The 22613-nt window shown below is 65.4% G+C and carries 18 protein-coding genes and 1 rRNA gene; 8 read left to right on the top strand and 11 right to left on the bottom strand.

What is annotated here, in order from left to right; all coding sequences use genetic code 11:
• Positions 1-459: 459 nt before the first annotated feature.
• Both hslU and hslV read right to left on the bottom strand, forming a co-directional pair.
• On the bottom strand, positions 460-1797 hold the full coding sequence (gene hslU / locus PQU89_RS17015; protein ID WP_272766813.1) for an ATP-dependent protease ATPase subunit HslU: 1338 nt from the start codon (positions 1795-1797) through the stop codon (positions 460-462).
• A gap of 31 nt (positions 1798-1828) precedes the next feature.
• A complete protein-coding gene (gene hslV / locus PQU89_RS17010; protein ID WP_047968318.1) occupies positions 1829-2365 on the bottom strand; it encodes an ATP-dependent protease subunit HslV in 537 nt (178 codons plus the stop codon).
• Between the two features lie 189 nt (positions 2366-2554).
• Here hslV and PQU89_RS17005 point away from each other — a divergent pair, with 189 nt between their 5' ends.
• The 6 genes from PQU89_RS17005 to PQU89_RS16980 all read left to right on the top strand — a co-directional run bounded on the left by PQU89_RS17005 (position 2555) and on the right by PQU89_RS16980 (position 8845).
• Positions 2555-3223: an energy transducer TonB gene (locus PQU89_RS17005; protein ID WP_272766812.1), complete on the top strand. Its 669-nt coding sequence runs from the start codon at positions 2555-2557 to the stop codon at positions 3221-3223.
• Positions 3224-3235: 12 nt separating this feature from the next.
• The gene (locus PQU89_RS17000) at positions 3236-3901 is read left to right on the top strand and encodes a MotA/TolQ/ExbB proton channel family protein (RefSeq protein WP_308446561.1); all 666 of its coding nucleotides are present in this window, start codon (positions 3236-3238) and stop codon (positions 3899-3901) included.
• Positions 3888-4298, top strand: coding sequence for an ExbD/TolR family protein (locus tag PQU89_RS16995; protein WP_272766811.1), 411 nt, complete (start codon positions 3888-3890; stop codon positions 4296-4298). The genes PQU89_RS17000 and PQU89_RS16995 overlap by 14 nt, the downstream gene beginning before the upstream one ends.
• 109 nt (positions 4299-4407) lie before the next feature.
• On the top strand, positions 4408-6615 hold the full coding sequence (locus PQU89_RS16990; RefSeq protein ID WP_272766810.1) for a TonB-dependent receptor: 2208 nt from the start codon (positions 4408-4410) through the stop codon (positions 6613-6615).
• 148 nt (positions 6616-6763) lie between these two features.
• Positions 6764-7444, top strand: coding sequence for a Fe2+-dependent dioxygenase (locus PQU89_RS16985; RefSeq protein ID WP_272759026.1), 681 nt, complete (start codon positions 6764-6766; stop codon positions 7442-7444).
• Positions 7445-7951: 507 nt separating this feature from the next.
• Entirely contained in the window at positions 7952-8845 is an 894-nt protein-coding gene (locus PQU89_RS16980; RefSeq protein ID WP_272766809.1) for a LysR substrate-binding domain-containing protein, read from the top strand.
• An 87-nt stretch (positions 8846-8932) separates the two neighbouring features.
• Here PQU89_RS16980 and siaD read toward each other — a convergent pair whose 3' ends face one another.
• From siaD to PQU89_RS16945, 7 genes are all read right to left on the bottom strand, one after another.
• Positions 8933-9724, bottom strand: coding sequence for a biofilm regulation diguanylate cyclase SiaD (gene siaD / locus PQU89_RS16975; RefSeq protein WP_272766808.1), 792 nt, complete (start codon positions 9722-9724; stop codon positions 8933-8935).
• Complete coding sequence (gene siaC / locus PQU89_RS16970; protein ID WP_272759023.1) at positions 9721-10116, bottom strand: biofilm regulation phosphoprotein SiaC; 396 nt, start codon at positions 10114-10116, stop codon at positions 9721-9723. The genes siaD and siaC overlap by 4 nt, the downstream gene beginning before the upstream one ends.
• A 22-nt stretch (positions 10117-10138) precedes the next feature.
• A complete protein-coding gene (gene siaB / locus PQU89_RS16965; protein WP_047968326.1) occupies positions 10139-10681 on the bottom strand; it encodes a biofilm regulation protein kinase SiaB in 543 nt (180 codons plus the stop codon).
• Positions 10682-10703: 22 nt separating this feature from the next.
• The gene (gene siaA, locus PQU89_RS16960) at positions 10704-12689 is read right to left on the bottom strand and encodes a biofilm regulation protein phosphatase SiaA (protein ID WP_272766807.1); all 1986 of its coding nucleotides are present in this window, start codon (positions 12687-12689) and stop codon (positions 10704-10706) included.
• 242 nt (positions 12690-12931) lie between these two features.
• Entirely contained in the window at positions 12932-16000 is a 3069-nt protein-coding gene (locus PQU89_RS16955; protein WP_272766806.1) for an efflux RND transporter permease subunit, read from the bottom strand.
• Positions 15997-17220, bottom strand: a complete 1224-nt coding sequence (locus PQU89_RS16950) for an efflux RND transporter periplasmic adaptor subunit (protein ID WP_272766805.1) — start codon at positions 17218-17220, stop codon at positions 15997-15999. The genes PQU89_RS16955 and PQU89_RS16950 overlap by 4 nt, the downstream gene beginning before the upstream one ends.
• A 198-nt stretch (positions 17221-17418) precedes the next feature.
• Entirely contained in the window at positions 17419-19782 is a 2364-nt protein-coding gene (locus PQU89_RS16945; RefSeq protein WP_272766804.1) for a putative bifunctional diguanylate cyclase/phosphodiesterase, read from the bottom strand.
• A 412-nt stretch (positions 19783-20194) separates the two neighbouring features.
• On the opposite strand from PQU89_RS16945, the gene PQU89_RS16940 reads away from it, so the two are divergent.
• Positions 20195-21454 (top strand): nitronate monooxygenase, encoded by a 1260-nt coding sequence (locus tag PQU89_RS16940; RefSeq protein WP_272766803.1) that lies wholly within the window; start codon positions 20195-20197, stop codon positions 21452-21454.
• A gap of 77 nt (positions 21455-21531) precedes the next feature.
• Here PQU89_RS16940 and PQU89_RS16935 read toward each other — a convergent pair whose 3' ends face one another.
• Entirely contained in the window at positions 21532-21708 is a 177-nt protein-coding gene (locus PQU89_RS16935; RefSeq protein ID WP_156168065.1) for a hypothetical protein, read from the bottom strand.
• Between the two features lie 217 nt (positions 21709-21925).
• Here PQU89_RS16935 and PQU89_RS16930 point away from each other — a divergent pair, with 217 nt between their 5' ends.
• Positions 21926-22315 carry a YidB family protein gene (locus PQU89_RS16930; RefSeq protein WP_272766802.1) on the top strand — a complete coding sequence of 130 codons (390 nt, stop codon included), beginning with the start codon at positions 21926-21928 and terminating at the stop codon, positions 22313-22315.
• A 204-nt stretch (positions 22316-22519) separates the two neighbouring features.
• On the opposite strand, the gene rrf is transcribed toward PQU89_RS16930, so the two are convergent.
• Positions 22520-22613: ribosomal RNA gene (gene rrf / locus PQU89_RS17205) — 5S ribosomal RNA — on the bottom strand; the annotation flags it as partial.

Here is a 22613-nt window from a genome sequence, read left to right as displayed (position 1 = left end):
AATTTTTTGGCACGCAAGTTCAAAGAAACATCGTTCCTAAGAATCATTGCAGTGCAAGTATTTGGCTTGGCCAGACACTTACACCTATCGGTTATTCGTTCTGTTAAAGAGCAGTGCTGCGTCGCTTGTTTCGTTTGCGTCTGCAGCTGAGGAGACGAACTATAGCTAAGCGCAGAGGCAGCGTCAACAGGTTTTTTGCAGAAAAGTACGTGTTTTGACAAAAAAGCAGACCAAGCCACTGATTTACAAACAATTACCCGATTAAACTATTTTGCAGGCTACCGCAAAACCCGCCGCCAACCCGCCCGTCAGCCCCCGGCCCCGCCTGCTAAATATTCAAATACCGCCTTTTTACGCCCGATTTTTATATTTACCCGCTTTTGAAACGTTAACGGCCGCCTGACGGCGGCCGCTGACTCGGAAAAGGTTGGCCGCAATGCCTTGCGGCCAACCTTGGGCTTACAGTACGTAGCGCGCCAGGTCCTCGCGCTGCGCCAGCAGGTCGAGCTTGCTGTCGACGTAGCCGGCATCCAGCTCGAAGCGGCCGGCCTTGCCATCAAAGGCGATGCTCTCCAGCAGCTTCTCCATCACTGTATAGAGACGACGAGCGCCGATGTTCTCGGTTTTCTCGTTCACCTGCCACGCGATCTCGGCCAGCCGCTGGATGCCGCTGTCGGCAAACACCAGCTCGATGCCTTCGGTGGCCAGCAGCGCCTGGTACTGGCGGGTGAGGCAGGCGTCGGTGTTGGTGAGGATGGCCTTGAAGTCGTCGACCGACAGCGAGTCCAACTCGACGCGGATAGGGAAGCGGCCCTGCAGCTCCGGAATCAGGTCCGACGGCTTCGACAGATGGAAAGCGCCGGAGGCGACGAACAGGATGTGGTCGGTCTTGATCATGCCGTACTTGGTGGTGACGGTGGTGCCCTCCACCAGCGGCAGCAGGTCGCGCTGTACCCCGGCGCGCGAGATGTCGGCGTTGTTGCCTTCGGCGCGGCTGGTGACCTTGTCGATCTCGTCGAGGAACACGATGCCGTTCTGCTCCACATTGCGCAGCGCCTCGGCCTTGATCTCCTCGTCGTTGACCAGCTTGGCCGCCTCTTCGTCGATCAGCAGCTTGTAGGCTTCGGCGATGGTCAGCTTGCGCGTCTTCTTCTTGCCGGCATTGAGGCCCTGGAACAGGCCCTGCAGCTGGCTGGAGAAATCCTCCATCCCCGGCGGGCTCAAGATCTCCATCCGGGCCGGCGCCTCGGCCAGCTCGATCTCGATTTCCTTGTCGTCGAGCGCGCCTTCGCGCAGCTTCTTGCGGAATTTCTGGCGGGTGGCGCCGTCTTCCGGTTTGTCGGCGGCGGTCTCTTCGGTAAAGAAGCCGGCGGCCGGACGCGGCCGTGGCAGCAGCACGTCGAGGATACGCTCTTCGGCGCCGTCTTCGGCGCGGTGGCGGTGGCGCACGATGGCGGCATCGCGCGCTTCCTTCAGCGCCACTTCCACCAGGTCACGGATGATGGTGTCGACGTCGCGGCCAACGTAACCGACCTCGGTGAACTTGGTGGCTTCCACTTTGATGAACGGTGCGTTGGACAGCCGCGCCAGGCGGCGGGCAATCTCGGTCTTGCCGACCCCGGTCGGCCCGATCATCAGGATGTTCTTGGGGGTGATCTCACTCTTCAGCGGCTCGGCCACCTGCTGGCGGCGCCAGCGGTTGCGCAGGGCGATGGCGACGGCGCGCTTGGCGGCCTGCTGGCCGATGATGTGCTTGTCCAGCTCGTGGACGATTTCCTGTGGCGTCATGGTGGTCATGGAGATATCCGCAGTAAAGGTTGGCCGCAACTCAGCCCAGGGTTTCGATCAGGTGGTTGTGATTGGTATAGATGCAGATGTCGCCGGCGATCTCCAGCGATTTCTTGACCACCACTTCCGGATCGAGATCGGTGTTCTCGAATAGTGCCCGCGCCGCGGACTGGGCGAAGGCACCGCCGGAACCGATGGCGGCGATGCCCTGCTCCGGCTCCAGCACGTCGCCGTTGCCGGTGATGATCAGCGTCGATTCGCTGTCGGCGACGATCAGCATCGCCTCCAGCCGGCGCAACATGCGGTCGGTGCGCCAATCCTTGGCCAGCTCCACCGCCGAGCGCACCAGATGGCCCTGGTGTTTTTCCAGCTTGGCCTCGAAGCGTTCGAACAGGGTGAAGGCGTCGGCAGTGCCACCGGCGAAGCCGGCCAGCACTTTGTCGTGATACAGGCGGCGCACCTTGCGCGCGGTGGACTTGATCACGATATTGCCGAGGGTTACCTGGCCGTCGCCGCCCAGCGCCACGCGCTGGCCACGGCGCACCGATACGATGGTAGTTCCGTCAAACTGCTGCATTCACTGCCCCACTGAAAATGCGACCACGGGATGTCGATCGTCCTTTTCAATATGTAGCCAGCGGCGCATTAATCAAGCGCCAAGCCCCGCCCGCCACCAGCGCCAAACCATCTCCATTGCCACGCCGAAGTTGACCCGTTGCCACGTCATCGATAATATAAATAGGAATTACTATCAAGATGATTTGCAATGGAATCCTCGTTTTCACGCTACACCATGCTGGCCGCCATCACCGCCGGCCACGTCGGCTTGCTGCTGTCGATGAGCCACGCCGCGCCACCAGCGCAGCCGCCACAGCCGCTGCCAATGGAGATGGTGACCATTCCGACGCCGGCCCCGGACGTCCGACCGCTGCCGCCCGCACCGGCCAAAACCGCGACCGCCAAGCCGCGCAAGGCGGCGCCGGCACCGCGGCCGCTACCGGCGCCCGTCAAGCCGTCGCCAAAGGCGATCACCACCGACACCCGCGCCGAGGCCGTCACCAGCAAGGCTCCGGCCGTCGCAGAGACCGCGGTAGCCAGCCCTGCCACCAGTCATAGCGAAACCTCACCACCGGTCCCACCGGCACCGGTAGTGCCGCCGACCCATGCAGGCGGACATCTGGACAATCCACGCCCGGTGTATCCGCCGCTGTCGATCGAGCTGGGCGAATCCGGTCGCGTCGGTTTGCGCGTGGTCGTCACTACCGAAGGACGCGCCATTGATGTCAGCCTTTCCAGTTCCAGCGGCTTCCCGCGCCTCGACCGCGCCGCGCTGCAGGCGGTGCGCAACTGGCGCTTCCGCCCGGCGACGCGCGGTAACGTTCCAATACAGTACCCCCACAGCTTTTTTATTGAATTTGATCTGAGCAAAGCCTAAACCATGAACCTGATGCTGACTTTCCAACAGGGCGACGCCATTCTGGTGTCGGTATTCCTGATCCTGATCGCGATGTCGATCCTCACCTGGTACTTCATCGCGCTGCGCGGCTGGCGCGCGTGGCAGGTACGGCGCGACAACCGCGCCTCGGAAGCCACGCTGTGGGCAGCCGCGTCGTGGACGGAAGTGGAAACCGCACTGCAGCACAGCGAGGCACCGGTGGCGCGCCTGACCCAGGACGGCCTCGGCGCACTGCGCCAGTACCGCCAGCACAGCACCAGCTCGCTGGGCCAGAGCTGCAGCCTCGACGAATACCTGACCCGCGCGCTGCGCAAGCGCCTGGCGCAGGAACAGCAGCAGCTGGAAGGCGGCATGACCTTCCTCGCCACCATCGGCTCCACCGCACCGTTCATCGGCCTGTTCGGCACGGTGTGGGGCATCTATCACGCGCTGGTCAACATCGGTACCCAGGGTCAGGTGTCGATCGCCACCGTCGCCGGTCCGATCGGCGAGGCACTGGTGGCGACCGCCGCCGGCCTGGCCGCCGCCATCCCGGCGGTGATGGCCTACAACACCTTCGTGCGCCTGAACCGCGTCATCAACCAGGACCTGGACCACTTCACCCACGACCTGCACGCGCAGCTGCTGACCCGCGGAGGTGAAGATGGCGTTCGGTAGTTTTGACAAGGGCGCCGACGCGCCGATGGCCGAGATCAACACCACGCCGCTGGTCGACGTGATGCTGGTACTGCTGGTGGTGTTCATCATCACCGCGCCGCTGCTGACCAATGCGGTGAAGCTGGACTTGCCGCAGGCCAGTGCCGCGCAACACCAGGACAAGCCGCAGGCGATCCGGCTGGTGATCAACGCCGAGGGCAAGATGTTCTGGAACGACGCACCGGTGGAGTCCGGCGTGTTGCGCAGCCGCTTTGCCGAGGCCGCTGCGGCCAACCCTGAAGTCGAGCTGCACCTGCGCGCCGACAAGACGGTGCGCTACGAATTGGTCGCCATCACCCTCGCCGATGCGCAAAGCGCCGGCGTCAGCCGTATCGGCTTCGTCACCGAAGCCGACTGATTTTCAGCTCACTGATTTTCCCCACGCGTACCACCCCTGACGCCACGGCCCGCCGGCCGTGGTGCGGGACGCGTGTTGTCTTCAACCTTGCACACGGACCACCACAATAATGAAACGGCATCTCACCCCCTCTGCCGCCATCGCGCAGAAAAAACGACCGAACAAAATGCTCGCCAGCGTGCTGGCCGTCAGCCTGGCACCGGGCCTGGCGCTAGCCGACGATGCCAAGAGCAGCGATACCGCGCAGCTGGAAACCATCAAGGTCCAGGCGGAACAGGCGCCGCGTGGCAGCTACAACGCCGCCACCACCACGCTGGGCAAGCAGAAGCAGGCACTGAAGGATATACCGCAGGCGGTATCGGTGGTCACCCGCCAGCTGATCGCCGACCAGGGCGACATCAATATGAAGGACGTGCTGAAGAACGTGTCCGGCATCACCTTCGTCGCCGGTGAGGGCGGCCGCTCCGGCGACTCCATCATCCTGCGCGGCTTCTCCGCCTTTGGCGATACCTACCGCGACGGCCAGCGCGACGTGGCACAGTACAACCGCGACCCGTTCAACGACGAGCGCATCGAGGTGCTGAAGGGCGCCAGCTCGATGCTGTTCGGCCGCGGTTCCACCGGCGGCGTGATCAACCAGGTCAGCAAAACCCCGTTTGCCGGCGAGCAGGTGGAACTGTCCACCACCATCGGCACCAACGACTTCTATCGCGGCACCGCCGACATCAACCAGGCGCTGTCCGATACCGCCGCCATCCGCCTGAACGTGATGGCCACCAATGATGGCAGCCCGGACGGCATCAGCGAATCCAAGCGTCACGGCATCGCACCGTCGATCGCCTTCGGCCTCGGCGAACCGACCACGGTGGTGCTGTCGCACATGCAGCTGAAGGAAAACAACACCCCGATGCTGGGCGTGCCGTTCGATCCCAACACGCTGCAGCCGATCGACGTGCCGGTGGACCGCTACTACGGCCTGCAGGGCATGAACAGCGAAGACATCACCGCCGACATCAGCACCGTGCGCGCCACCCACAAACTGGACAGCAAGAACGAGATCGCCGCCCAGCTGCGCGTCGGCCGCTATGACCGCCAGGTGATCGTGTCGCAGCCACAGCTGCGCAACTCGCCGGCCGGCACCCCGGTCACCGATGCCACCCAGCTTGGCTACAGCGGCAAGCTGCGCGGCTCGCTGAACGAGACCCAGTCGCTGAGCGTCGACTACAACGGCAAGTTCGACACCGGCAGCCTCAGTCACGAACTGCTGGCCGGCGTGGAATTCACCCGCGAAACGCAGAACGCGTACAGCATCCGTGCCACGACCGCGGTACCGAACGTGGTCGGCAGCGTCGGTGATCCGGAAGGCTTCTACACCGGCGGCTACACCCGCCACCGCTCCAACGACTTCGTGACCCGCAACCTGGCTGCCTACGTCACCGACACCATGGCACTGAACCAGCAGTGGAAGGTGATGGCCGGCCTACGCATGGACCAGCTGGAAGGCACCTACAAGACTTACAACACCACCACCGGCGTGCAAACCGGCAGCAGCAAGCGTGACGATCGTGGTCTCAGCTACCGTACCGGCCTGATCTGGCAGCCGACCAAGGAATCCAGCTACTACCTCGGCTACAGCAGCCTGATGAACCCGTCCGGCGAGGCCTACCAGTTCGACCTGTCGGCCGGCCTGACCACCGACAAGCAGCAACCGGAGCGCAACAAGCACTATGAAATCGGCGCCAAGTGGGATCTGGCCGACGGTGACGCCACCCTGCGCGCCGCCGTGTTTCGCACCGAGAAGCTGAACGAACGCAACACCGACGCACTGTCGCCGGATGTCGCCATCCTCTACGCCAAGCGCCACACCGACGGCGTCGAAGTGGAAGTGGCCGGCCGCCTGAACGAGAAGTGGGAAGTGTTTGCCGGCGCCACGCTGATGGATCCGAAGATCGACCAGGGCTGGGCCAGCAACGCGCCGACCGACGCCAACAAGGGTGCGGTGCCGAAATACACTCCGAAGAAGACCGCCAACATCTGGACCACCTACAAGGTCACCGACAAGGTGACCGCCGGCGTCGGCCTGTACTACACCGGCAAGCGCTACGTGGCTGACGGCAGCAGCGACCAGTCCAGAACCCGCTTCGCCCCGAGCTACACCCGTGCCGACGCGATGCTGTCGTACGAGGAGCGCAAGTACAATGTGCGCCTCAACGTCAACAACCTCACCAACAAGAAGTACTACGACGCACTGTACGGCGGCCATGCCTCCGCCGCATCGCCGCGTGAAGTACAGCTGACCGTGGGCTACAAGTACTAAGCCCGCGCGCCTTGCGGCCAACCTTGTCGTACACAGGTTGGCCGCAAGGCCGTTTTGGCGAGCGCGGCAGAACGCTCGCCAAAACGCTGGCAGGATGCGCCACCCCGTCCCCTGCGTCTGCCAACCCCGTTTTGATCAGGAAACCTTCATGCTGCTGCACATCCCCGAAGTCCTCACCGTCGAAGAGCTGTCCCACGCCCGCATGCTGCTGGCCAATGCCCAGTGGCAGGACGGCCGCGCCACCGCCGGTCACCAGGCGCTCGACGTCAAACACAATCTGCAACTGCCGCCACAGGGCGAGCCCGCGCGAGAACTGGCGGCGCTGGTGCAGCGCGCGCTGGCACGCAATGCGCTGTTCATGTCGGCGGCGCTGCCCAAGCTCACCATGACCCCGATGTTCAACTGCTACCAGGGCGGCATGACCTACGGCAACCACGTCGACAACGCCATCCGCAGCGACCCGCTCTCCGGCCAGTACGTGCGCACTGACGTGTCGTGCACGCTGTTTTTCAGCAATCCGGACGAGTACCAGGGCGGCGAGCTGGTGGCGGAAGACACCTACGGCCTGCACAGCGTCAAGCTGCCGGCCGGCGACATGATCCTGTACCCGTCCACCAGCCTGCACCGGGTGGAGCCGGTCACCGCCGGCGCGCGGCTGGCCTCGTTTATGTGGACGCAGAGCATGATCCGCGATGACGCCAAGCGCGCGATGCTGTTCGACATGGACATGGCGATCATCGCGCTGCGCCAGCAGGTGGGGGACAGCGAGGAAGTGGTGAACCTGACCGCGCTGTATCACAACCTGCTGCGGATGTGGGCGGAGATCTAAGCGGACATGCCGTTGCGGCCAACCTTGGCCGCAAGGCAAAAAAAAACCCCGCCGGATCATGATCCGGCGGGACACCGTGAGACAGAGCAAACCCTGACAAACAGGGCGATACAGCCAGTACCCGGCGACGCCGGACACCGTGGTGATCCGCCGCAGCACGACCCATTCGTTGCTGCGGCATCACGCCTACCACACACCTGTCGGACAGGGCAGGTTCCTCATGATGCGCTTGCGGCCACGCCGCAAGCGCACCCTTCATTCGTCTGGCCACCCGCCGCAAGCGGGTCATGCCAAAAAATCCGTCAGAACAAAAACAATCTTGCGCTGGAGCAGCGCATGAGAATATTGCATTGCTCAAAAATAAGGCACCCCGATAATCAGCGCCGCACAGTGCGCTAAGTCATTCATCTTTATCGGCAGCGCGCTAGAGAATACGGGCAAGGCCCATGGTTGACAAAGCATTAATACGCATGTTTACCATGCATAAAACTCATGGCGAATCCGTAGATGAAACTCCCTCCCCTCAACGCGCTGCGCGTGTTCCTGGTGGCCGCCGAACAGCTGTCGTTCACCCGGGCCGGCGACACCCTGCACCTGACCCAGGGCGCGGTCAGCCGCCACATCCAGTCGCTGGAAGCGCACTACGGGCTGCAGCTGTTCGTGCGCCAGGCGCGCGGACTGGCGCTGACACCGGAGGGCATGGCGCTGCTGCCGGCGGTGCGCGACGCCTTCCACCGCATCGAGGCGGCCAGCGACGCCATCAACCGCCGCAGCCGCGAGCTGCGCATCAAGACCAGTCCGTCGATCGCCGCGCGCTGGGTACTGCCCAAGCTGGCCGGTTTCCGCGCCCGCCACCCGGAGCTGATCGTCAGCATGATCTCGATCACCGGCTTTGACCCCAACTTCAAGAGCCGCGAGTACGACATCTCGTTCCAGGCCAGCCTGACCAAGGAACCGGGGCTGGTCTACCACCGCCTGCGCCCGGCGCGCTTCATCCCCGTAGCGGCACCGGCACTGCTCGGTGATGCCGCCCCACCGGCGCCGGCAGCGTTCCGCGACTACCCGCTGCTGCACCCGTCGCACGACGACAACTTCTGGCATCACTGGTTTGCGCTGGCCGGGGTGCCGGTCAGCGGCAATCTCGACGCCTACACCTTCGACACACTGGATCTGGCGATCACCGCCACCCTGCGCGGCATGGGCATCACCCTCGCCGACGAGAGCATGATCGGCGAGGAACTGGCCAACGGCAGTCTGATCGCGCTGTCCGACATCGCGCTGCAGACCGAGTGGGCCTACTACCTGATCTACCCGCAGGAGCTGGCCGACCTGCCGAGCGTGATCGCGTTCCGCGATTGGGCGCTGGCAGAGTTTGCCGAAACGGGCACCGACACCGGCTGATGCTGGCGCACGGCGTGGCGTGAAAGGAAAACGAGGGAAAAGGCGTGGCGGCAACGCCGCAGGGGAAACCGCTCGCCGGCGGGCGGCTCAGACTGCCAGTTGCTGGCTGTCGCGCCCGTCGCGCTTGGCCTGCAGCAGCGCGGCATCGGCACGGTTGAGCAGGTCGGAATAACTCTCGCCGTCGCCGGCGTACTGCGCCAGCCCGGCGCTGACCGTGATCGACAGCACCTCGTCACTGACGCGCACCTTCAGCTGGCCGATGCTGCCGCGCACGCGGCGGACGATATCGTCGGCCAGCGCCAGTGTCGACTCCGGCAGGATGATCAGGAACTCCTCGCCGCCCCAGCGGCCGCACAGGTCGTACTCGCGCACCTCCGCCTCCATCACCCGCGCCGTCTCGATCAGCACGGTGTCGCCGACATCGTGGCCGTGGCGGTCATTGATGCGCTTGAAGCGGTCGATGTCGAGCATGGCGACGCAGAAGGTGTGGCCGAGGCGTTCGCTGCGCTCCACCTCCGCCTTCAGCCGCTCGATCAGCGGGCGGCGGTTGGCCAGTGCGGTAAGCGGGTCGTGGGTGGCGGCTTCCTTCAGCGCGATGTTCAGCTCGCGCATCATGTGCTGGTAGCGGTCGGAAATGCGCGCCACCTTTTCCAGCTGGCGCAGCTGCTTGTCAAAGCGCTCGGCTAGGCTCAGCTCGCGCTGCCGCGCCATGCTCTGGTAGGCGTCCGACATGCGGGTGATGCGCTCCATGCGGTTGAGCAGCTCGCGGTACTGGAACCACAGCTGGCCCAGCGCGAAATTGAGCGGATGCTCGCGCAGGTCCGGATCCGCCAGCAGGCGCTTGATCAGCTCTTCCAGCTCACCGTTGTCGCGGCTCATGATGCGCTGGCTGCCGAATCCAGCGCGACAATGGCAAACGGGAAGGTGCAGTCTTCCTTGAACTCTTCGGCCAGTTCCGCCACCCGCTCGTTGCGCGGGTCATAGCGCCAGTTCACCGCCACCGGCTTGCCATCGTGGTGCGCTTCTTCCAGCAGGTCGAGGATGTCCATCATCGCCTTGATGCTGCTGGTATTGAGGTACAACAGGCGCAGCTCCAGCGTCAACGGGCGACCGGCTTCCAGCAGGAAGCGCTCGACCCAGCTGAACACCTGCTGGAACAGTTCGTAGGAGTTTTCCGGATAGGAATCCCCCTGCATCGACAGGATGCCGTGGTCCCAGTCGCCGTCGATGGCGGGAGTGGATTGACTGCCGGGGATGGAGAAGTTGCTCATCTTCTGGGTGCTCGGTAATGGTTCAGATCTCGGCGCGCAGGCTGACAAAGGCGCGGCCATCGGTCAACTGCCGCAGGCTGCCCTGCAGCGGTGCGCTGGACTTGCGGGCGATGTCGATCAGCCCCAGCCCGGCGCCGCTGGCGGCCTCGGCCTCGCGCGGCTTGCGCAGCTGCTCCTTGTAGCGCGCCTTCAGCGCCGCCTTGTCGAGGCCGGCCAGCTCGTCGATGCAGGCCAGCAGGGCCTCGCCATCGGCCTGCTCGATGATGTTGCCGGCAGACACCACGTAGTGGCCGGCGTCGTTGCGCGCCACCACCACGGTGGCGCTGGCGTCGGTCTCGGTCCAGCCTTTTTGCTGCGCGTAGTGGCGGATGTTCTGCGTCAGCTCGATGTAGACGCCGAACACATCCATCGCCGATGACGGGTGCGCGTGATCCGCCGCCAGGTAGTTGCGCAGTGCGTTGCCAATTTCCTCGATCAGGCTGCGCGAGATCGGGCCATTGAAGCACAGCATGATCTGCTGGCGGTTATAGCTCTCGCGCATGCTGAACAGGTCAAACGGTTCCATGGAAGCTCCCCCTGGTTGGGCGTCAGTCAAAACGGAAACACAGCATGGTGATGTCGTCGCGCTGCGCGTGCCGGCCCTGGTACTCGGCCAGCGTGGCGCTGAATGCCTGCCCCTGCTCGTCCAGCGGCAGACGCGCGTGACGGCGGATCATCTCGGCGAAACGGCTGCTGCCAAAGCCGAAGCCCAGCTCGCCACCGGCCTGGTCGAGAAAACCGTCGGTGGTCATGTAGAAGCTGCGCCCGGCTTGCAGCGGCAACTGTGCATTCTGGTACTCGCCGATGCGTTTGTCACCAATGGCACGCCGCGCGCCGGGCAGTTCGCCGACGTCGTCGCCGTCGCTGTAGTACAGCGCGATCTTGGCGCCGGCGAAGGTCACCGTGCGCGCCTGCAGATCGACGCAGGCAAAACCGGCGTCCATATTGGTGGCCAGCACGTGGCCGCTGCGCTCCTCGCGCAGCATGCCGCGCAGGATGCGGTCGCAGCGGGTGAGGATGCCGGCCGGATCGTCCATGCCGACGTCGACAATCGCCTGGTCGATGGCGGCGTGCGCCAGCATCGTCATCAGCGCGCCCGGCACGCCGTGCCCGGCGCAATCGACCACCCCGAACAGCAGGGTGTGCTCGCCGGCCCGATAGACGTAGAAATCGCCGCCGACCACGTCACGCGGCCGCCACAGCACCGCGTGCTTCTCGCCCAGCGCCTGCACCAGCTGGCGGTCGGGCAGCATCGCGCGCTGGATCAGGCTGGCGTAGTCGATGGAGTCGTCGATCTTCTTGTGCGCCGCCGCCATCTCGCGGTTGGCCTCTTCCAGCGCGCGGGTGCGTTCGCGCACGCGGTGTTCCAGCTCGCTGGTATGGCTGCGCACCTTGTGCGCCATCACGCCGAAGGCGGCGCTCAGCTCGCCGATCTCGTCGTCGCGCTCCGCCGGCAGCGCCACCTCATACTGCCCCGCCGCCATCGCCTGTGCCGACTTGCGCAGCTGGCTGATCGGGCGCAACACCAGCTTTTCCACCGCGTAGGCAAAGCCGAGCAGCAGCGCCGCCAGCAGTACCGCCAGCGCGATCAGCGCCGGGGTCAGCCACGGGCCGTCGAACACCCGCGCCGCATTGAGATCCACCGCGGTCACCACGTGCCAGCCCAGCTCCGGGATGAAGCTCAGCGCCAGCAGCTGCTGCTTGCCGCCCAGCGTCGCCCACAGCATGGCGACCTCACCGGGACGGGATTCGGCCTGCCGCATCGCCAGCCGCAGCGCCTGCTGCTCCTGGGCATCGCCCAGCTGCAGGCCGCCACGCGCCGCCTGCCCCTTGCCGGAGACGGAGTTGAGCGCGATCAGCCGCGGATCGGGATGCGCCTGTATCGCGCCCTGGCGGTTGAGGATCATCGGCGTGATGCCGGCTTCGCGACTGCGGATGAAGTCGTTGAGGAAGGTGGTCAGCTCCAGCCCGGTGCCGGCCAAGCCGACCTTCTGCCCGTCCTCGTGCACGATGACGTTGATCCACGCCTTGGTCACCTTCAGCTGGCTGTCGTGGTTGACGTTGATGTTGAAGGTGGCGGTATCGCGCAGGGTATTGAAGTACCAGCCGTCGTCGGCCTTGTCTGCGCGCAGCAGGTAGCGTGCGGATTCGGTGTGCGGGTTCTTGCCGTCGTTGAAGTAGTAGGCGTGGGTGCGGTTGCTGATCAGGAAGTAGGAGTGGTCGCGGAAATCGCGGCGGTAGCCCTCCGCCTCGCGGAAGAACAGCTCGCGCTTGGCGACGTCGGTCTCGTCGCGCAACCACTGGCGAGTGACCTCGGAATCGGCCAGCCGCAGCGACAGCGCCAGCTCGCGCGACAGCGGCGCGAAGATCTTCTCGCGCTGCAGCAGCGTGGTGTTGCGCGCGAACGCCTCGCCGAAGTGGGTGCGGATGCTGTCCACCACCTGCCAGCCGATCAGCGCGGCCGGCACCAAGGCAATGAGACAGGCCAGCAATAATGCCAGCAACGATTTTCCCCGCAGGCCCAGCATTGCCATGTAAATCTCTTTTGTCGTTTGATAATCAATAGATTATGCCGTGTGCACTGCGGGGCGGCAATCAAGGCGGCGTGGCGCGGGCTGCGGCCAACCCTGACGGCAGCAGGGTTGATGTGTTTGCTAGCAAATGGCCGCAGTTAAACAAAGCAACAACTATCAAATCATGATGGCTGCAAATAAAAAAAGCGACAGCCCGCAGGCAAGCCCCGGGCTGTCGCGATGCCGACCGGCCAGCTAACGCGCTATGCCGCCTGCGGCACGGCGGCGCGGCGCGACCCCAGCTGGTCAAACCACAGGTACAGCACCGGGGTGATGTACAGCGTGATCAGCTGCGAGAACACCAGCCCGCCGACCACCGCCAGCCCCAGCGGCTGGCGCAGTTCGGCGCCGGCCCCCAGCCCCAGCGCGATCGGCAGCGCGCCCATCATCGCCGCCAGCGTGGTCATCAGGATCGGGCGCAGCCGCAGCAGGCAGGCGGTGCGGATGGCGTCGAACGGGGTCATGCCCTGCTCGCGCTGCGCCGCCAGCGCAAAGTCGATCATCATGATCGCGTTCTTCTTCACGATGCCGATCAGCATCAGGATGCCGATGCTGGCGATGATGGTCAGCTCCTGCCCGGACAGCATCAGCGCCCCCAGCGCGCCCATCGCCGCCGACGGCAGGCCGGCGAGAATGGTCAGCGGGTGGATGTAGCTCTCGTACAGCACGCCCAGCAGCACGTAGATCACCAGCACCGCCACCGCCAGCAGCACGGTCTGGCTGCCCTGCGACTGGGCGAAGGCCGCGGCGTCGCCGCCGTAGCTGGTGAAGATGCTGGCCGGCAGGCCGATGTCGGCGGCGATCGCCTTCAGCCTGGTGTCGGCATCGCCCAGCGCCACGCCGGGGGCGAGGTTGAACGACACCGTCACCGCCGGCAGCTGGCCCTGGTGGTTCACCGACACCGGCCCGACGCTGCGCTGTACGCTGGCCAGCGCCGACAACGGCACCAGCGTGCCGTTGCTGCTGCGCACCGACAGCCGCGTCAGGTCGTTCTCGTTGATGCGGTAGCGCTCATCCAACTGCATCACCACCGGGTAGCTGTCGGACGGAGTGTAGATGGTGGACACCTCGCGCTGGCCGAAGGCGGCGTACAGCGTGTTGCGGATCGCCTGCAGGCTGACGCCCAGCTGCGCCGCCTGTTCGCGGTTGACCACCAGCTGCGCCTGCAGCCCCTTGAGCTGGGCGTCGCTGGTCACGTCCTGGAACATCGGCTCGGCGCGCATCGCGCGTTCCAGCTTGTCCGACCACTCGTACAGCGCCGCCGACTCCACGCTCTGCAGCACGTACTGGTAGCGGCTCTTGGAGGAGCGGCCGCCCAGGCGCAGGCTCTGCACCGGGTTGATGAACGAGGTCAGCCCGGTGACGCGGCCCAGCTCGCGGCGCAGCTCGCCGACCACGCGGTCCATGTCCGGACGTTGGCCGCGCGGCTTCAGCGACACGAACATGCGCCCGCCACCGCTGTTCAGCGACGAGGTGACGCTGGCGACGTGGCGGTTGTCGCGCACGATGTCACTGGCGCGCTGCTGCAGCTCGGCCAGCCGCTGGTAGGACACGTCCTGGCCGGCGTCGGTGATGATGGTGATCTGGCCGTTGTCCTCGTTCGGGAAAAAGCCCTTCGGAATCACCATGAACATCCACGCCGAACCGGCGAAGGTCAGCAGCGCCACCAGCAGCGTGGTGCGGCGCCAGTGCAGCGCCCCGTCCAGCGTGCGCTGGTACGCCGCCAGCACCGTGGCGAAGGCTCGCTCGAAGCTGCGCGCCAGCGGATTGTGCAGCGTGCCGTGCGACTGGTCGCCGCGCAGAAAGCGGGCGGCCAGCATCGGGATCAGCGTCAGCGACACCAGCGCCGACACCAGTACCGCCATGGTTACCACCACCGCGAACTCGTGGAACAGCAGCCCGATCACGCCCTCCATGTAGAAGATCGGGATGAAGATCGCCACCAGCGACAGCGAGATCGACAGGATGGTGAACGCCACCTCGCGCGAGCCGCGCAGCGCCGCCTCCAGCGCCGACAGCCCCTGCTCGCGGTAGCGCACGATGTTCTCCAGCACCACCACCGCGTCGTCGACCACCAGCCCCACCGCCAGCGTCAGCGCCAGCAGCGTGATGTTGTTGAGGCTGAAGCCGAGGAAGAACATCAGTGCCAGCGTGCCGATGATGGACACCGGCAGCGACAGCGCCGGGATCGCCGTCGCCGCCGCACGCTGCAGGAAGATGAAGATCACCATCACCACCAGCGCCACCGTCAGCATCAGCGTCAGGTTGACGTCGTGCACCGCCTCGCGGATCGACTCCGAGCGGTCGCTCAGCGGCGCGATGCGCACCGAGCCGGGCAGCTGCGCTTCCAGCTTCGGCAGCGCGGCGCGGATGGCGTCGACCACCGCCACGGTATTGCCGTCGGCCTGGCGGAACACCGCCAGCACGATGGAGCGTTCGCCGTTGACCCAGCTGCCGGTCTTCAGGTTTTCCACGCTGTCCTCCACCGTCGCCACGTCGGCCAGGCGCACCACGCCGCCCTGTCGCTGCGCGATCGCCAGCGCGGCGAATTCGGCGGCGTTGCGCAGCTGGCGGTTGCTCTGGATAGTGAGGATCTGCGCCGGGCCTTCCAGCGTGCCCAGCGGCGTGTTGACGTTGGCCGCACGCACCGCGGTGGCGATGTCTTCCAGCGTCAGGTCCAGCGCCGCCAGCTTTTGCGGGTCCGGCTTGATGCGCACCGCGTAGCGCTTCTGGCCGAAGATCTGCACCTGCGCTACGCCCTCCAGCGTCGACAGTGTCGGCGACACCAGGTTTTCGGCGTAGTCGTTGAGCGCGGTCAGCGCCAGCGACGGCGAGTTCACCGCCAGCAGCAGGATGGGTGCGTCGGCGGGGTTGACCTTGCGATAGGACGGCAGCTGCGTCATCTCGGCCGGCAGGCCGCGCTGCGCGCGCAGCAGCGCGGCCTGCACGTCGACCGCGGCGGCGTCGATGTCACGGCCGGACACGAATTCCAGCGTGATCGAGGTGCTGCCCTGGGTGCTGCTGGAGCTGATGATATTGATGCCGGGAATGGTGGCGAACTGCTTTTCCAGCGGCGTGGCCACCGACGAGGCCATGGTTTCCGGGCTGGCGCCGGACAGGTTGGCGGAGACGTTGATGGTGGGCGTGTCGAAGCTCGGCAGCGCGGCGATCGGCAGCCGCCCCAGCACCAGCAGGCCGCCGATCACCAGGCTCAGGCACAGCAGCACCGTCATCACCGGGCGGCGGATGCACAATTCGGACAGGTTCATCATGGCGCGACCCTGGCCGCGGCGGAGGCCGCCGCCGTGCGGCCAACGTTGGCCGCAGGCAGCGGGCAGCTGGCCATCTCAGGCTGGACGGCGGACGGCGCTGCGCGCGGCTTGCCCCTGGCCACCGTCACCTCCTCCCCGGGGCGCACATTCTGGCCGCCGCTGCTGATCACCGCGGTGCCGGGGGCCACGCCGCGCACGATGGCCAGCTCGTCCTGTACCGCCAGCAGCGTCAGCGGCAGGCGCCGCACCTTGTTGTCCTTGCCCACGCCATAGGTGAACTGGCCGTCGGGGCCGGTAATCAGCGCCGCCACCGGCAGCGCCACCGCGTCGCGGTAGTGGCCGGCATCCAGCGTCACGCGCACGAACTGCCCGGGCCACAGCGCCTTGCCGACGTTGGCAAACTGCGCCTTGAGCAGCACGTTGCCGTTGCTGCTGTCCACTGCGCTGTCGATGAAGCTCAGCTGCCCCTGATGGCAGCTGCCGTCCGCCTCGTTCAGCGCGTACACCGTCAGCGGTGCCTGCGCCTGTGCCTGGCGCACCGCCGGCAGCTGCCGTTCCGCCAGGTAGAAGCTGACCGCCACCGGCGCGACGCGGGTAATGGTCAGCAGCGGGGTCGCCATAGCCGGCTGCACCAGCGCCCCCGGCGACAGGCTGATGGCGCCAACCTGGCCGGCCACCGGCGCGCGCAGCGTCTTGCGCGCCAGCTGCACCTGCACCGCGTCGATCTGCGCACGGTCGGCGGCCAGGTTGGCCGCCAGCGACTCCACCCTCGCCTGCACCGTGTCCAGCGCACTTTGCGAGATGAACTGCTGCTGCTTCAGCTCCTGGCTGCGTACCAGCTCGCGGCGGGCTATGTTCAGCTGCGCCTGGTTGGCGGCCAGCGCGGCACGCGCCTTGGCCACCTCCGCCCGCTCCGCGGCGGCGTCCAGCTGCACCAGCACCTCGCCCACCGCCACCTGCTGTCCTTCGCGCACGCGGATGGCGGCAATCACGCCGCTGTCCTGTGGCCGCAGCTCCAGCCGGTCCAGCGCGGTGACATTGCCGTTGGTGCTGAGACGGATGCTGGCCGGCGCGCTGCTGACCGGGCTGAGCTCGACGCTGGTGGCGCGCTTGCCGCGTGCAGCGTCGGCCGGCGCCGAGGAGTTGGCGCCCTGCTGCCACCAGATGGCGCCGCCCAGCGCCGAGATGACCGCCGCCGCCAGGAGGGGTTTGTGCTTCATGACTATGCCTGCCGTTAAGCCCGCGCCCGCCACGACGGCCACAGGCGGAATGAATCCGGGGCCGGCGCGGGCGCGGGGAACATGAAAAGAAGGAGTTCGCTGCGTAGCATGCAGATTAACGGCTAACCATGAAAACCGGGAGCGGCAATTCGTTAAGAAATCTTGGATGGCATGGCACGGTCGCGCCGCGGCCAAACGTCAGCGCACGTGCTGGTGGAAGTGCTCCAGCTCCGCCAGCGGCATCGGCCGGCCATACAGGAAGCCCTGATACAGCTCGCAGCCGTGATCGTAGAGGAACTGCTGCTGCGCCTCGGTTTCCACTCCTTCCGCCACCACCTGCAGCGACAGGCTGCGGCTGATCGACAGGATGGCGGTGACGATGGCGGCGTCGTCGGCGTCGCTGGTCATGTCGCGGATGAAGCTCTGGTCGATCTTGATCTGGTCCAGCGGCAGCTTTTTCAGGTAGGACAACGAGGAATAGCCGGTGCCGAAGTCATCCATCGAGAAGCGGATGCCCATCTGGCGCAGCTGGTTCATCTTGCGGACGGTGTCGTCGACGTTGTCGATGACGATGCTCTCGGTGAACTCCAGCTTCAGCCGGGCCGGCGGTGCGCCGGTTTCCGCGAGAATGGCACGCACCTCGTCGACGAAGCCGGCGTGGCGGAACTGGCGGATGCTGACATTGATCGACAGCGTCAGCGCCGCGTGCTGCGGCTGTCGGGCCCAGCGCGCCAGCGTCTGGCAGGCGCTGCGCAGTACCCACTGTCCGATCGACAGTATGGTACCGGTCTCCTCCGCCAGCGGGATGAACTGGCTCGGCGAGATCCAGCCGACCTTGGGGTGGTGCCAGCGCAGCAGCAGCTCGGCACCGACCAGGCGGCCGCCGCGGTCGACCTGCGGCTGGGCGTAGATCAGCAGCTCGTTCAGCTCCTGCGCGTGGTACAGCGCGTTCTGGATCACGGCGCGGATCTCCAGCGCGTACTGCATCTCGATATTGTAGAAGCACAGCGTGTTACGGCCGGCGGCCTTGGCGTCGTACAGCGCGAGGTCGGCATGCTTGAGCAGGTCGTCCAGCGCGGCGTGGTCGCCATGGAACAGGCTGATGCCGATACTGGCCGTGGTCTGGAACACGCGCGGGCTGTCCTTGCGCTCGAAGGAAAACGGCAGCCCCACCGCCAGCCGGATCTGCTCCGCCAGCTGCTCGGCGCGGCTGGCCGCCCTGGCCTCGTCCTTGCCCAGCCCTTCCAGGATCACCACGAACTCGTCGCCGCCGAGCCGCGCCACGGTGTCCTCGGCGCGCACGCACTCGCGCAGGCGCAGCGCGATGCACTGCAGGAAGCTGTCGCCGACATCGTGGCCCTGGGTGTCGTTGAGGGTCTTGAAGTGGTCGAGGTCGAGCAGCAGGATCGCGCCGTACAGACCGCTGCGCTCGCTGCGCACCAGCGCGTAGCGCAGGCGGTCGAGGAACAGGCGCCGGTTGGGCAGCTCGGTGAGCACGTCCTGGAACGCCAGCGTGCTGATCTGCTGCTGGTAGGCCTTGCGCTCGCTGATGTCCTCGATAAAGCTGATGAAGTAGTGCGGCCGGCCATTGCCGTGCCGCACCAGCGACACCGTCAGGTTGGCCCACACCAAGGCACCATCGCCGCGCAGGTAGCGTTTTTCCAGCTGGTAGGTGTCGATCTCGCCAGCCAGCAGCTGCGCCACCCGCGCCAGGTCGGCATCCAGATCCTCGGGGTAGGTCACCGCCTGGAAGGTGCGCGCCACCAGCTCGGCGCGATCGAGGCCGAGGATGTCGCACAGCTTGCCGTTGACCTTGAGCAGGCTGCCGTCGGGCGCCACCAGCGCGATGCCGACCGCGGCCTGCTCGAAGATGACCTCGAAACGTTCGTCGCGTTCCTGCCGCTCCAGCAGCAGGTCCAGTTCGGCGCGGCGCAACGCCAGCTCCAGTAGCTGGCGCTGGTGATAGGTCCACAGCAAGCTGCCCATCACGAAAAAGCCGAGCAGCTGCACGCCGGTCAGTGTCAGGCCGGAATCCACAAACAGCCGCCAGCCTTGCTGCCACGGCGGGATCAGCAGCAGCGACAGCGCCTCGGCCAGCCCGGCCCAGCAACCGACCAGCAGGCCGAGGCGCAGCGGGTGTGCAACCTGCGGCATCGACGCCGGAAACGGCTGCGCCGCCAGCAAGGGGCGGCTCTGGTAGCGCAACAGCCACAGGGTGCCCAGCAGGTTCAGCATCAGCCCGAACACGCCGGCCACGGCACCGGCACCGCCCAGCTGCAGCCGGTACAAGCAGCCGGCCAGTGCGGTGATGCCGCCCACCCACGGCCCGCCAAACAGGATGGCAACCGCGAGGATAGCGCCGCGCGCGTCGAGGCTCACCCCCGGCGCCACCGCAAACGGATAGGCCAGGGTATAGAGCATGGCGCCGGTAAAGATCAGCGCCAGCGCCGCATTGCGCCAGCGCAGCCGCGCGCCGGGGATGACCGCCAGCACCGCCACATACAGCCCGAACAGGCCGAGGATGGGTAACAGTGTTGGCAACAGTCCAAGCAGTACTGCCATAACCCCGCCTCTTCAACACGCCACAACACACAATCGCAGCACCACCAACACGGGCCGCCCCATAAATGACAAAGAAATAGCAATTATCAGGTATCACTATAGCCAGCAATCCCCGCTTGCAAAGCAGAACCACTACCAATTGTCATTACTGGCGCCGGCAACGTCGTCAACGTGTCATCCAGCGGCGCCACACTGCCGCCAGGGCCGCACGCCGCAGGCTGAACGTTGGCCGCAACACGCGGTCCCAGCCTTGTGCGCCACGACGGCCACCGCGAACTGCCGCCCGGCAGCAGCACACGCGGCGAGACCGGGCAGGGCCGAAAATGGTATGATATTGAGCGAGCAATTACTCTAAAGCTGACCTGCGGCCTGAATCGCGGCCCCCGGCAACACGGAAACGGACACCAAAGCAATGAAGTGCGTAGATGACTTTCGCCTGAAACTGGGCGACAAAGAGCTGGTCCCCATCATCACCGGTGGCATGGGCGTGGACATTTCCACCGCCGCGCTGGCGCTGGAAGCTGCCCGCCTTGGCGGCATCGGCCACATCTCGGACGCCATGGTGCCGACCGTTACCGACCGCCGCTTCAACACCAAGTACGTCAAGGACAAGCTGAAGCAGTACAAATTCAACGTCGAGAACAGCGACAAGTCGGTGGTGCAGTTCAACCTCGGCCTGCTGGAAGAGGCGACCAGGCTGCACGTTGGCCACACCATGGACGCCAAGCGCGGCGACGGCATGGTGTTCATCAACTGCATGGAAAAGCTGACCATGAACGCACCGAAGGACACCCTGCGTGTCCGCATGCGTGCCGCCATGGACGCCGGCATCGACGGCATCACCCTCGCCGCCGGCCTGCATCTGGGCAGCTTTGCCCTGATCGAGGACCACCCGCGCTTCCGCGACGTGAAACTGGGCATCATCGTGTCGTCGCTGCGCGCGCTGCAGCTGTTCCTGAAGAAGAGCGCCCGCACCAACCGCCTGCCCGACTACATCGTGATCGAAGGCCCGCTGGCCGGCGGCCACCTCGGCTTCGGCCTCGACTGGGCGCAGTACGACCTGGCCACCATCGTCGCCGAGATCCGCGACTGGCTGGTCGAGCAGAAGCTGGACATCCCGCTGGTTCCCGCCGGCGGCATCTTCACCGGCACCGACGCCACCAACTTCCTGGAAATGGGCGCCGCCGCCGTGCAAGTCGCCACCCGCTTCACCGTCACCCGCGAATGCGGCCTGCCGGAGAAGGTGCAGCAGGAATACTTCAAGGCCAGCGAGGACGAGATCGAGGTCAACCAGATCTCGCCGACCGGCTACCCGATGCGCATGCTGAGAAGCAGCCCGGCGATCGGCGACATCATCCGCCCCAACTGCGAGGCCTACGGCTACCTGCTCGATGCCTCCGGCAATTGCCAGTACATCGACGCCTATAACCGCGAACACGCCGCCCATCCGGGCGAGCGCCGCGTACGCATCTGGGACAAGACCTGCCTGTGCACCCACATGCGCAACTTCGACTGCTGGACCTGTGGCCACTACACCTACCGCCTGAAGGACACCACCCATCGCAACGCCGATGGCAGCTACCAGATCCTCAGCGCCGAACACGTGTTCCACGACTACCAGTTCAGCAAGGACAACCGCATCTCCCTGCCGGAAGCCAGCACCGCCGTCTGAACACCGCCCAAACAAAAAGCCGCCATTCCTCGGGAATAGCGGCTTTTTTATTTGCGGCCACCGTTGGCCGCAACAGCTTACTTCGACTGCGGCTTCACCTGCTGCAGCAACTGCCCCAGCAACGGATGGCCCTTGCCGGCGGACTTGCCGTTGTTGGAATCCTTGCCGAAACGGTCCGGCGATCCCTTCTTGCGAATATCGTCTTTCAGCTTGACTGCAGCCAGGCGCTGCATATCGAAATGATTGATCGGCATGACACTCTCCCAAAATGCGAACGCGGCAGTATGCGCCAGCCACGCCGCAAAGTCCACGCCATCGCCCTCGTCCGGCCACGGCAACACAAATAAAAACAGCGGCTTAGCCCGTTACACCACAAGCCGGCCATGACAAAAGGAACATCCGTACGAAAAGCATTGTCTGTAACCGGGCTATGGTTTAAACCAGAATCTCCCCCAAATAGAAAGGTCGATCATGAGCCTGTTCAATCAAATTGGCAGTTTGCTGGATAATGGTGGCGACAGTAACTGGTTAAGCAGCGCCAATACGCTGCTGGAGCAAAACGGTGGCGTCAGCGGCCTGGTCGAGAAATTCCAGAGCGGCGGGCTGGGTGAAATCGTCAACTCCTGGGTCGGCACCGGCAGCAACCTCAGCATAACCCCGGAGCAGATCGAATCGGTACTCGGCCAGAGCCAGCTCGGCGATGTCGCCGCCAAACTGGGGCTGGACAGCAGCCAGCTGTCGCAGCAACTGGCCGACCACCTGCCCACCCTGATCGACAGCCTGACGCCGGGTGGTGAGCTGCCGGCCGACAACCTGCTGGCACAAGGACTGGACCTCGCCAAGGGACTGTTCAACCGCTGAGCTGGGTGGCGGCGTTCAGAGCACCATCAAGCTTGGCCGCAGCCTCCCTCAGTCTCTCTCAAAAGCCAAGCCCGGCCGTCAGGCCGGGCTTGTTGTCGTCCGCCGTGCTGTGCGTTCGGGAGATTGCCGCGCGGCCGCAAACGGCATTGCCCGCCCGCAAAGCACAAAGCCCAGCTCGATTGAGCTGGGCTTTGTTTATGGGGCGTCTGGCGGTGTCCTACTTTCACACAGGTATCTGCACTATCATCGGCGCTAAGGCGTTTCACGGTCCTGTTCGGAATGGGAAGGCGTGGGACCA

The organism is Vogesella indigofera (assembly GCF_028548395.1).
In the GTDB taxonomy this organism is placed as follows: Bacteria; Pseudomonadota; Gammaproteobacteria; order Burkholderiales; family Chromobacteriaceae; genus Vogesella; species Vogesella indigofera_A.
Note: the sequence above shows the minus strand (reverse complement) of the source record. Positions and strands in the feature narration are given on the sequence as shown.

What these genes read in the sequence shown, in the direction of transcription:
- PQU89_RS16945 (WP_272766804.1), bottom strand. Translation starts at nt 19,782, where the DNA reads ATGGCAGTACTGCTTGGACTGTTGCCAACACTGTTACCCATCCTCGGC.
- PQU89_RS16995 (WP_272766811.1), top strand. Translation starts at nt 3,888, where the DNA reads ATGGCGTTCGGTAGTTTTGACAAGGGCGCCGACGCGCCGATGGCCGAG.
- siaC (WP_272759023.1), bottom strand. Translation starts at nt 10,116, where the DNA reads ATGAGCAACTTCTCCATCCCCGGCAGTCAATCCACTCCCGCCATCGAC.
- siaD (WP_272766808.1), bottom strand. Translation starts at nt 9,724, where the DNA reads ATGAGCCGCGACAACGGTGAGCTGGAAGAGCTGATCAAGCGCCTGCTG.
- PQU89_RS17000 (WP_308446561.1), top strand. Translation starts at nt 3,236, where the DNA reads ATGCTGACTTTCCAACAGGGCGACGCCATTCTGGTGTCGGTATTCCTG.
- PQU89_RS16985 (WP_272759026.1), top strand. Translation starts at nt 6,764, where the DNA reads ATGCTGCTGCACATCCCCGAAGTCCTCACCGTCGAAGAGCTGTCCCAC.
- PQU89_RS16935 (WP_156168065.1), bottom strand. Translation starts at nt 21,708, where the DNA reads ATGCCGATCAATCATTTCGATATGCAGCGCCTGGCTGCAGTCAAGCTG.
- PQU89_RS16940 (WP_272766803.1), top strand. Translation starts at nt 20,195, where the DNA reads ATGAAGTGCGTAGATGACTTTCGCCTGAAACTGGGCGACAAAGAGCTG.
- PQU89_RS16955 (WP_272766806.1), bottom strand. Translation starts at nt 16,000, where the DNA reads ATGATGAACCTGTCCGAATTGTGCATCCGCCGCCCGGTGATGACGGTG.
- siaA (WP_272766807.1), bottom strand. Translation starts at nt 12,689, where the DNA reads ATGGCAATGCTGGGCCTGCGGGGAAAATCGTTGCTGGCATTATTGCTG.
- PQU89_RS16980 (WP_272766809.1), top strand. Translation starts at nt 7,952, where the DNA reads ATGAAACTCCCTCCCCTCAACGCGCTGCGCGTGTTCCTGGTGGCCGCC.
- PQU89_RS16950 (WP_272766805.1), bottom strand. Translation starts at nt 17,220, where the DNA reads ATGAAGCACAAACCCCTCCTGGCGGCGGCGGTCATCTCGGCGCTGGGC.
- PQU89_RS16930 (WP_272766802.1), top strand. Translation starts at nt 21,926, where the DNA reads ATGAGCCTGTTCAATCAAATTGGCAGTTTGCTGGATAATGGTGGCGAC.
- siaB (WP_047968326.1), bottom strand. Translation starts at nt 10,681, where the DNA reads ATGGAACCGTTTGACCTGTTCAGCATGCGCGAGAGCTATAACCGCCAG.
- PQU89_RS16990 (WP_272766810.1), top strand. Translation starts at nt 4,408, where the DNA reads ATGAAACGGCATCTCACCCCCTCTGCCGCCATCGCGCAGAAAAAACGA.
- PQU89_RS17005 (WP_272766812.1), top strand. Translation starts at nt 2,555, where the DNA reads ATGGAATCCTCGTTTTCACGCTACACCATGCTGGCCGCCATCACCGCC.
- hslU (WP_272766813.1), bottom strand. Translation starts at nt 1,797, where the DNA reads ATGACCACCATGACGCCACAGGAAATCGTCCACGAGCTGGACAAGCAC.
- hslV (WP_047968318.1), bottom strand. Translation starts at nt 2,365, where the DNA reads ATGCAGCAGTTTGACGGAACTACCATCGTATCGGTGCGCCGTGGCCAG.